The organism is Nostoc sp. FACHB-190 (assembly GCF_014696905.1).
In the GTDB taxonomy this organism is placed as follows: domain Bacteria; phylum Cyanobacteriota; class Cyanobacteriia; order Cyanobacteriales; family Nostocaceae; genus Nostoc_B.
Genome location: NZ_JACJQW010000024.1, coordinates 119932 through 127871 on the forward strand (window position 1 = coordinate 119932; position 7940 = coordinate 127871).

At 39.1% G+C, this 7940-nt stretch carries 9 protein-coding genes; 3 read left to right on the forward strand and 6 right to left on the reverse strand.

Going from position 1 to position 7940, the window contains the following annotated elements:
• Nucleotides 1–86: 86 nt before the first annotated feature.
• Both H6G28_RS23465 and H6G28_RS23470 read right to left on the reverse strand, forming a co-directional pair.
• Nucleotides 87–1139 carry an N-acetyltransferase DgcN family protein gene (locus tag H6G28_RS23465; RefSeq protein ID WP_190674600.1) on the reverse strand — a complete coding sequence of 351 codons (1053 nt, stop codon included), beginning with the start codon at nucleotides 1137–1139 and terminating at the stop codon, nucleotides 87–89.
• The gene (locus H6G28_RS23470) at nucleotides 1123–2175 is read right to left on the reverse strand and encodes a dipeptide epimerase (protein ID WP_190674603.1); all 1053 of its coding nucleotides are present in this window, start codon (nucleotides 2173–2175) and stop codon (nucleotides 1123–1125) included. The genes H6G28_RS23465 and H6G28_RS23470 overlap by 17 nt, the downstream gene beginning before the upstream one ends.
• 269 nt (nucleotides 2176–2444) lie before the next feature.
• Here H6G28_RS23470 and H6G28_RS23475 point away from each other — a divergent pair, with 269 nt between their 5' ends.
• A complete protein-coding gene (locus H6G28_RS23475; RefSeq protein WP_190674606.1) occupies nucleotides 2445–2993 on the forward strand; it encodes an NUDIX hydrolase in 549 nt (182 codons plus the stop codon).
• Nucleotides 2994–3270: 277 nt separating this feature from the next.
• Here the strand turns inward: H6G28_RS23475 and H6G28_RS23480 are convergent, their stop codons facing one another.
• The 3 genes from H6G28_RS23480 to H6G28_RS23490 form a co-directional block, all read right to left on the reverse strand.
• Nucleotides 3271–4119, reverse strand: coding sequence for a hypothetical protein (locus H6G28_RS23480; protein WP_190674609.1), 849 nt, complete (start codon nucleotides 4117–4119; stop codon nucleotides 3271–3273).
• 587 nt (nucleotides 4120–4706) lie between these two features.
• A complete protein-coding gene (locus H6G28_RS23485) occupies nucleotides 4707–4970 on the reverse strand; it encodes a hypothetical protein (RefSeq protein ID WP_190674612.1) in 264 nt (87 codons plus the stop codon).
• A 109-nt stretch (nucleotides 4971–5079) separates the two neighbouring features.
• The gene (locus H6G28_RS23490) at nucleotides 5080–6330 is read right to left on the reverse strand and encodes a sensor histidine kinase (protein WP_190674615.1); all 1251 of its coding nucleotides are present in this window, start codon (nucleotides 6328–6330) and stop codon (nucleotides 5080–5082) included.
• A gap of 283 nt (nucleotides 6331–6613) precedes the next feature.
• On the opposite strand from H6G28_RS23490, the gene H6G28_RS23495 reads away from it, so the two are divergent.
• Both H6G28_RS23495 and H6G28_RS23500 read left to right on the forward strand, forming a co-directional pair.
• Nucleotides 6614–6919, forward strand: coding sequence for a BrnT family toxin (locus H6G28_RS23495; RefSeq protein ID WP_190588730.1), 306 nt, complete (start codon nucleotides 6614–6616; stop codon nucleotides 6917–6919).
• Nucleotides 6894–7145, forward strand: coding sequence for a CopG family antitoxin (locus tag H6G28_RS23500; protein WP_190588731.1), 252 nt, complete (start codon nucleotides 6894–6896; stop codon nucleotides 7143–7145). The genes H6G28_RS23495 and H6G28_RS23500 overlap by 26 nt, the downstream gene beginning before the upstream one ends.
• 132 nt (nucleotides 7146–7277) lie before the next feature.
• Here H6G28_RS23500 and H6G28_RS23505 read toward each other — a convergent pair whose 3' ends face one another.
• A complete protein-coding gene (locus H6G28_RS23505; protein ID WP_242054632.1) occupies nucleotides 7278–7454 on the reverse strand; it encodes a hypothetical protein in 177 nt (58 codons plus the stop codon).
• Between the last annotated feature and the right edge of the window lie 486 nt (nucleotides 7455–7940).

Genomic DNA, 7940 nt, shown 5'->3' on the forward strand with positions numbered 1-7940 from the left:
GACTTCGGTAGCAGAATTTCGTAGGTTGGGTGCGGTGCGATCGCCAATTTTGTAGGATGCGTGAATAAAATGTCACGCACCTTACTTCACACGTCACTTCGCATGACTGCATCTAACAACAACCCAGCCCCAAACCGCACCGGATCAGTGCAAGCTAAACCGGTTTCGGCTGTAGTTTGGGCGATCGCTTCTTGGGCTGCAAACTCATTTAAATGTGCAGTATTCAACGCTATACCCACCACAGGCACTTTCCCAAAAGCACCACCTGCACTCGCTACAGATTCATACATTTGAATAACTTTCGTCAACGACGGAATCGGGACATGGGGATTATTCCGGTTATGGGTTTGTCCCGCCCGATGTACTAATACTAGTTGTGTGGGTTGAGAACCGCGAAGCAAAGGCAAGGTAGCAGTAGAACCAGGATGTAACAGCGAACCTTGTCCTTCAATGTGCAGAATGTCATAGTTTTTGCCATAACGCATCACTATTTGTTCCACAGCACCAGCCGCAAAATCTACTCGAACTGCATCTAAAGCGATACCATCACCTTCTAACATCAAACCAGTTTGACCTGTAGCGATAAACTTAGAACGCCAACCCCGTAACTTTGCCGCCCAGTGTAGTTCTAAACTAGTAGACATTTTCCCAATCGCCATATCTGTTCCCACCGTCAACACGCGGCGACAGGGAAGCGTCCGCGCCATCCCACTCGCCACTTCTATATTTGGTGGTTCTTTGCGGACATCCCAAATTAACTGTCCTGGTTTGAGAATGGCATTTAACTCTGCCATCGTCGCCAATGGTGTGTGTAACCCATTCACCAAAGACATCCCCGCCGCTAGGGCATTTTTAATTTCTATCCAATAATCATCAGGTACAGCACCACCTTTGGGCGCAATTCCAATTACCAATACTTCGGGTTTATACGCTAAAGCTGCGGTGACAGATTCTACAATCGGCACATCACGCTTGATACCTGTTAATTCTGGCAAAGACTTACCAGCACTTACCTTATCAATTACTGCGACAATCGGGGCTTCACTGTAGCGTAAAATTGCCAACCCGGTTTTGCCCTGTGTTCCTGTAGTTCCTTCATGCAGCAGAATAGCGATTCGTTGATTAAGCGGCAAACGCACTGTATTGTACCCCCAAGCCTGGTAAATCGTTTGGTAAAACTTTTCCTTCTACTACTAATGCACCCATAAATGGGTCATCAACTAAGTTGAGGTGACTATCTAAATCTAAATAATCAGCGAGTGGTGCTAATTGTGCTGCGGCTGTGTTAGCGAGTGAACTGTCAGAATAGCAGCCAAACATCACTTGTAAATTGTAAGCCCGCGCTGTGTGTACCATTCGCAATGCTTCGGTTAAGCCCCCTGACTTCATCAGTTTGATATTAATTCCATCCACGTAGTTTGCCAAATGGGGAATATCAACGCTAGTAAAGCAACTTTCATCAACAAAAATCGGTAGGGGTGACTCTTGTTTGAGTTGGGCTAAACTTTCTTCCTGACCCCTTGCTAGTGGCTGTTCTACATACTTTACACCTAAATCAGCCAGCCAATGACACATCTTAATTGCATCTGGCAAACTCCAGCCACCATTTGCATCCACAAAAAATTCTAGATTTGGTGCTTCTTGTTGGACTGCTAATAGCATTTGCTGATCTGCCTCAATACCATCGGGGCTACCTAATTTCACCTTGAACAGCCGCACATCCAGATAATTTAACCAGTCCCGCGCCCTCGCCCTAGCGCCCTCTGGTGAATTTATGCCAATAGTTACCGAAGTCGGGACAATGAGATTGCGATCGCATCCCCAAATCTGCCACAGTGGTAAACCAACAAACTTACCCAACCAATCGTGCATTGCCATATCTACAGCCGCCCGCGCCGATGAAGGAATTTGCTGTTGAATTAACAACTGCTCAACTTGCTGTCTCTGCAATGGGCTGAAAGTTGTTAATAATGGTATAACTTGCGCGATCGCATCTTTGATTTGCTCGGTTTTTTGAGCATGATTCCCCACCCCAAACGGTGATGCTTCACCCCAGCCCTCAACGCCATCTTGCGAAATTTTTACCCAGACATTCGTTGTCTGTGCAGTTGTCCCCCGACTAATAGTTAAGGGAAATCGTTTATTGACAGTAAATACCTTGACTTCTACTTGCATAAGTCTGCTCTATAGCAATCCTAAACGATATACAAACATCTCTCTGACCTGAAAGTGCTGAGTGCTGAGTAAAAATGCTAGTCCCACTTTCATACTTGGCTATGAAGTTTGTTTCATCGGGACTACCTTGTCTACCTTGTCTACCTTGTCTCTTTTGTTCATTGCTCAAATAAGACTGCTCTATGATGGCTAGGGCAGAAAATAGTTTAAGTGATTTTAGCCGATTTTCTACATCTGTTATACTTTTTTACATTTATTAATTAGCATCTATGAGCAATCTCAAGAAATGGAAAATCTTGCAATCAGAAATGGTATTAAACCATCCTTGGTGCAAAGTCAGGCAAGATAAAATCGAATTACCTAACGGCAAGGTGATTGATGATTATTTTGTCAGTATTAAACCAGAAATTGCCATTATTTTGCCAATTACCAGTAATCAAGAAATTGTTTTCGTCCGCCAATACCGACACGCAGTCGCCGATTTTTTTATCGAATTACCAGCCGGACATTTTGACCCCACCCAAGAAAGTGCGGAAATCGCCGCCATCCGAGAATTACAAGAAGAAACTGGTTATCTGGCTCAACAAGTGAAAAAAGTTACTGTTTTCTTTGATAAACCCAGCAAAGATACTAACCGCATACATTTATTTTTAGCTGAGAATGTGATAAAAGTTGGGGAACAGAATTTAGATATTACAGAAGAAATTGAAGTAATTTTAATTCCTGTAGCGGAAGTGTTAGATAAAATCTATCAAGGTGAAATTTCAGTGTCAGGAACTATTGCGGCTTTATTTTTAGGTTTAAACTTGATGAAATAGCTTAATAACCATCAATAAAAAAGGCGGCCGCATCTGTAATTCAGAATAGCGATCGCCAAAAAATTAATCCAGTAAATCAAACAGTTTGAGAATTGATAAATATTTTTCCCTAAATTAAATATTTCTCCTTTACTAATAAAATCTGCAATAAAGTACAAGAATCCAGAATCCCGAAGTCAAAATTGCTCAGAGTTTGATGAATAATATGATGAGAATATTCAAATTTATATCTAGCAGACCCTTGATTTATTCATGATTCTGAATTCTGTCCAGGAAATTAATTAGCCAACTGTTTTTTAGACTTCATTCTTAAACCCAATGCAAGTGTAGCTGCAATGCCAACAACTGCGCTTGGTTCAGGAACAGAAGTTGTCTCATTTACATATTTGGCGCTGGCTACTGTATTGACAGATTCTGTATTAGTGATATCAACTAACATTTTTTCAGTGTTGTCACTATAGAAAATATCGTTAACCGCCAGGAATAAAAACTTCGCGTTGGTGGGAATCTTAATTGTCATCTCGCCTAAGATTCCGAATACACCATCAAACAATGTTTTTTGACCGCAAGTTCTATTAACATCACTTAAAGTTGCTCCATTACACATATAAGCACCTTTTGAGCCGTCGTAAGTAGAACCTGCTTGATTAGTGGTGTCAAATAAAGTGTTAGAAGTCCAGTTTGCGTCTGTATAGGCATACTTACTGGCATCTTCAGCATCAAGGCTAATAGCATCAGCTACACGTTGTTGAAAAGAAGAATCAAGCAATGTATCCGAAGCACTGAAGACCCCAATCATATCGTTTCTTTGTCCAGGGTTCCAAACACTCCAGTTAAATGCACCAGAAGTACTTAAACGAATTGTGCTTCCAGCTTCAAGACCTAAATCAGCTAAAGAGATGGCTTTAGTATTACCTGCAATTGTCTGAACATTATTGTAATAAGTTGTATCAGACTGGGTTTTCAAAAAAGTGTAGGTAGAGTCGATTTCAAAAGAAGCTGCTTGGGCTTTAGCATTAACTAAAGTACCCAATCCAACCAAGCTAGAAACCATTAAAATACGCCAGATTCTGTTCATGTTCTTATACTTATTGCCGACTTCTCTAGCATAAGTAATAAGTTCCATAGAATGTATAAATTATTTTGTGTATTAAGCAAATTTAGAATAAACTTTATCCTCCTATTTTGGGCTGTTTTCTCAGTATATTTCTTTGTCTAACAATCTCAAATAAATAACATTTTTAATACTGTAACCCCAGTACTTATACGACTGGATACTTGCAATTTATCGAAACTTATTATGTTCTCTATCTCGAATCTATCCACCGTAAATTGGCTATCAATCAAGAGAAATAACGGTTTTGCCATAGAATAGCCAGTTAAAAGGCTGATATTCAACAAAGCACGATCGCCATTGAATCATAAAAATTGAGCGATCGCACCCATAACACCAACTAGCGATCACCCAAATATGAATCTAAAACCAATCTGAACTGATAAAAGGTAGATAAGATCACTGTCATCTCATCCTATAACCGTTCACCTGCTATCTAATACCAATTCGCAATTCGCAATTCGCAATGACGCTCGCAGGCTTGCTAACGCAATTAAGAAATCTAGCTCCAGTAAGACTTTCCTAATTTCGATCTGTCGCATTCTTTTTTTAAATTGGTATAAACAAGCTGTTGTTTGCAACTTAAAACAATTTGAGCCTCAATTCTGACTTCCATCAATTTCTGGGCAAAATTCGTCAACTTGCAAAATTCTGATCATTTCCCGCTCAGGATGTTTGAATAACACATAAAATTCACTGTTGGGCATTCTCAAGTTCTCAGGAATCAGCTGCGTTGGGATTGCTTCTGTTAGCACTAACCCATGTCCAGGAAAAAGAATAACGGTAATTTCGCCAGGAAGTAGACATCCTAAAACTCTGGCGAAGACACGCGCATAAAATGATGGATGGTCTTCATATCGCATATCAACATACTAGTAACGCAAGGTAGATACTAAACAAAGTGCGATCGCAACTTTTTTATAGCTATTTCAAAAGCCAACAAAACTTTGTATTTCTACCACAACCATAACCTTAAACAAGCGCATAGGTGTTTTGTTTCAACGGAATTTGTATGACAAACGCTGTTCCTTGACCAAAGGTGGAAAGACAGATTAATTTACCATGATGTCTTTCGACAATTATCTGATGGCTAATTGACATACTAATTCCTGTACCCTTACCTACGGGTTTTGTCGTGAAAAATGGGTCAAAAATTCTTGGCTGAAGCTGTTCAGGAATCCCCACTCCATTATCTTCGATCGTGATTTCTACCCATTTGTCTGCCGTCAAAGAAGTTTTGACTGTAATTTGAGGTGGATTATCTTGAATTTCTGAATGAGATTTTTGCGTAATTTTCTCTTCTAGGGTATCTATCGCATTTGTGAGAATGTTCAGCATCACTTGATTGAGTGAACTCGGATAACACTCTACTTCCGACAAATTAGCATAATCTTTGATCACCTTAATTTCTGGACGCTCTGGTTTTGCTTGCAGGCGGTGATGCAAAATCATCAGAGTACTATCAATACCTTCGTGAATATTCACCACTTTCAGTTCCGCTTCATCCAAGCGCGAGAAATTTCGTAATGATATGACAATTTGCCGGATGCGATCGCTTCCTACTTTCATTGAATTTAAAATTTTTGGTAAATCTTCTTGCAAAAAGTCTAAATCAACTTCTTCAATTAGCCTGTGAAGGGGCAAGGGTAAAACCGGAAAATGCGCTTGGTAAGCATTGACAATGCTCAATAAATAATCAGCATATTCTTCGACATAAGTCAAGTTACCGTGAATAAAGTTAATCGGATTATTAATTTCATGTGCAACCCCAGCTACTAATTGTCCTAAACTTGACATCTTTTCTTGTTGGACTAACTGCATCTGTGTCTGCTTGAGTTCTGTCATCGTATTTTCCAAGAGTTGATTCTTGTTTTCCAGTTCGATTTTTGAAGCGAATATCTGACTGAAACAAGCAAGTAAATCAAAACTTTTATAGAAACTGAGAAAGCGTAATGCGATCGCAACTGTCAACAAATCCGCTATTGCTTGCCAAAAATGGGAATTAACCAAACCCAGCATTCCCACTACATGCAAGCCGTGACCAAAAGCGCAGCTTAAAAAAATCCCAGCTACTGTAACTACCAGTGGGTCAACACCTGCTTGTCGATTACGCCACACTCCAAAACCAATGACGCTACCAATAATGAAATAACAACAAGAGATGACTAAATTTTCCCCCGCTATTAACCCACCGATTTGATCGGCATCCAATATATGATTCATAAATCTACTAGTACCCTAAAGCCCTCAGATCCTTAAAGTACCCATTTGCTCACTCATAATTGATATAAATGTTTACAATAGACATTTTTTTATTTATGTGAAGTTAAATAATTTCTAAAAAGTGGTTTTTAGCTTGATATTAGTTATCTAGAGAGAAAATGCTTCTAAATATATTGAAGTGGATAGTAATATAGTGGGCGATCGCCTCAATGCTTAAAAAGCAAATTTTTGAAATGTTTGAGATATTGCTACATTTGTATATACAAATGTAGATTTCAGAGTTATGCTTGAAAGTGTAAATGGCTTTGATTGGGATAAAGGGAACTCTGCCAAATGCTGGAATCGTGTTTCTAAAGAAGAAATTGAGTACCTGTTTCAACAATCGGGTGTTCTGATTGCACCAGATATAAAACATTCTCAGGATGAAGATAGGTATTTAGCCATAGGGATTTCAAGCCAACAAAAGTACATTTTTGTGGCTTTTACGCTCCGAAATAAACAGGATGAAATACTCATTAGACCGATCAGTGCCAGATATATGAGAGACACAGAGGTACAGAAATATGGACAAAACTTTCCCAAGACTTAAAACTGATGAAGAAATAGAGGCACTCTTAGAAGAAGATTTGTCAGATTATCTTACTCCTGATAATTTCAAGCCAGTAACTTTTGAATTTAAGCCTAAAGACAAAAGTGTGAATGTACGGATGTCTGAGGAGATGCTAGAAAAAGTTAAATCTGTTTCCAAGAAAGAGGGTATCCCTTATCAGCGTTACATTAGACGTGCGATAGAACGGTCTTTAAGTGCTGAATAGTAATTTGGCATAAAAAATGAGAGAAGTAAGCATCAAAGCGCGATCGCAGTGTTTTTCAACACGATCGCAACTTCTCCAAAAGATAAGCGATCGCAACAGGTGTACAGCACAGTTGCAAGTATTTGGACAAAATTAAGTTTCAGTACTAAAAGCTGCTGCTAGTTCAGGACTAGATATAGCAATAGCACTTTCATACCATTCATGGATGAGCGCCTCAATCATCTCCCATGCTGTAGTTAAAGAATCTATCAACCGAAAAGCTTCACTTAGCTCCTTGATAAACTCTTGCAAATCATCCGCATCAAACACACTTAACCATCCATAAGGATGTTCAAAGCTAACTATAGCGTTTCTTACTCTAGTGAGATACGAGAAGAATAATTAACCGCAGATAAACGCAGATGGACGCAGATAAATTTGTACTTCAGCAGACTAGGAAAGGCTATAAGTAAGCAAAAACTATGCAAGAAGTTATGCTGATTTGTGATAGTGCTTTATTTATAAAGGCTTAAAATAGCCAATTTTGGATAGCTTTATTGCCCTTTAGATCCTATTAAATTAGCTAGTTGTCTCATTAATGTTTAAATTTTCCTATTCCTATCCAGTAAGAATTAGCATCTAACTCAAAAGAATCATAAAGCTCAAAATTCAAACTATTTTGAGAATGAACAGTTCGCATAAACTCATTTCTTGCACCAACCGTAGTCACACGCACAAACCAGATAAATCAGTGTTTAAGTATAACAGCAGGTGAATAGAATTTGCTAAGTAGTTTTTGTTTCAAAAAGAACTTAA

What these genes read in the sequence shown, in the direction of transcription:
- H6G28_RS23500 (WP_190588731.1), top strand. Translation starts at nt 6,894, where the DNA reads ATGGACAAAACTTTCCCAAGACTTAAAACTGATGAAGAAATAGAGGCA.
- H6G28_RS23485 (WP_190674612.1), bottom strand. Translation starts at nt 4,970, where the DNA reads ATGCGATATGAAGACCATCCATCATTTTATGCGCGTGTCTTCGCCAGA.
- H6G28_RS23480 (WP_190674609.1), bottom strand. Translation starts at nt 4,119, where the DNA reads ATGGAACTTATTACTTATGCTAGAGAAGTCGGCAATAAGTATAAGAAC.
- H6G28_RS23495 (WP_190588730.1), top strand. Translation starts at nt 6,614, where the DNA reads ATGCTTGAAAGTGTAAATGGCTTTGATTGGGATAAAGGGAACTCTGCC.
- H6G28_RS23470 (WP_190674603.1), bottom strand. Translation starts at nt 2,175, where the DNA reads ATGCAAGTAGAAGTCAAGGTATTTACTGTCAATAAACGATTTCCCTTA.
- H6G28_RS23490 (WP_190674615.1), bottom strand. Translation starts at nt 6,330, where the DNA reads ATGAATCATATATTGGATGCCGATCAAATCGGTGGGTTAATAGCGGGG.
- H6G28_RS23475 (WP_190674606.1), top strand. Translation starts at nt 2,445, where the DNA reads ATGAGCAATCTCAAGAAATGGAAAATCTTGCAATCAGAAATGGTATTA.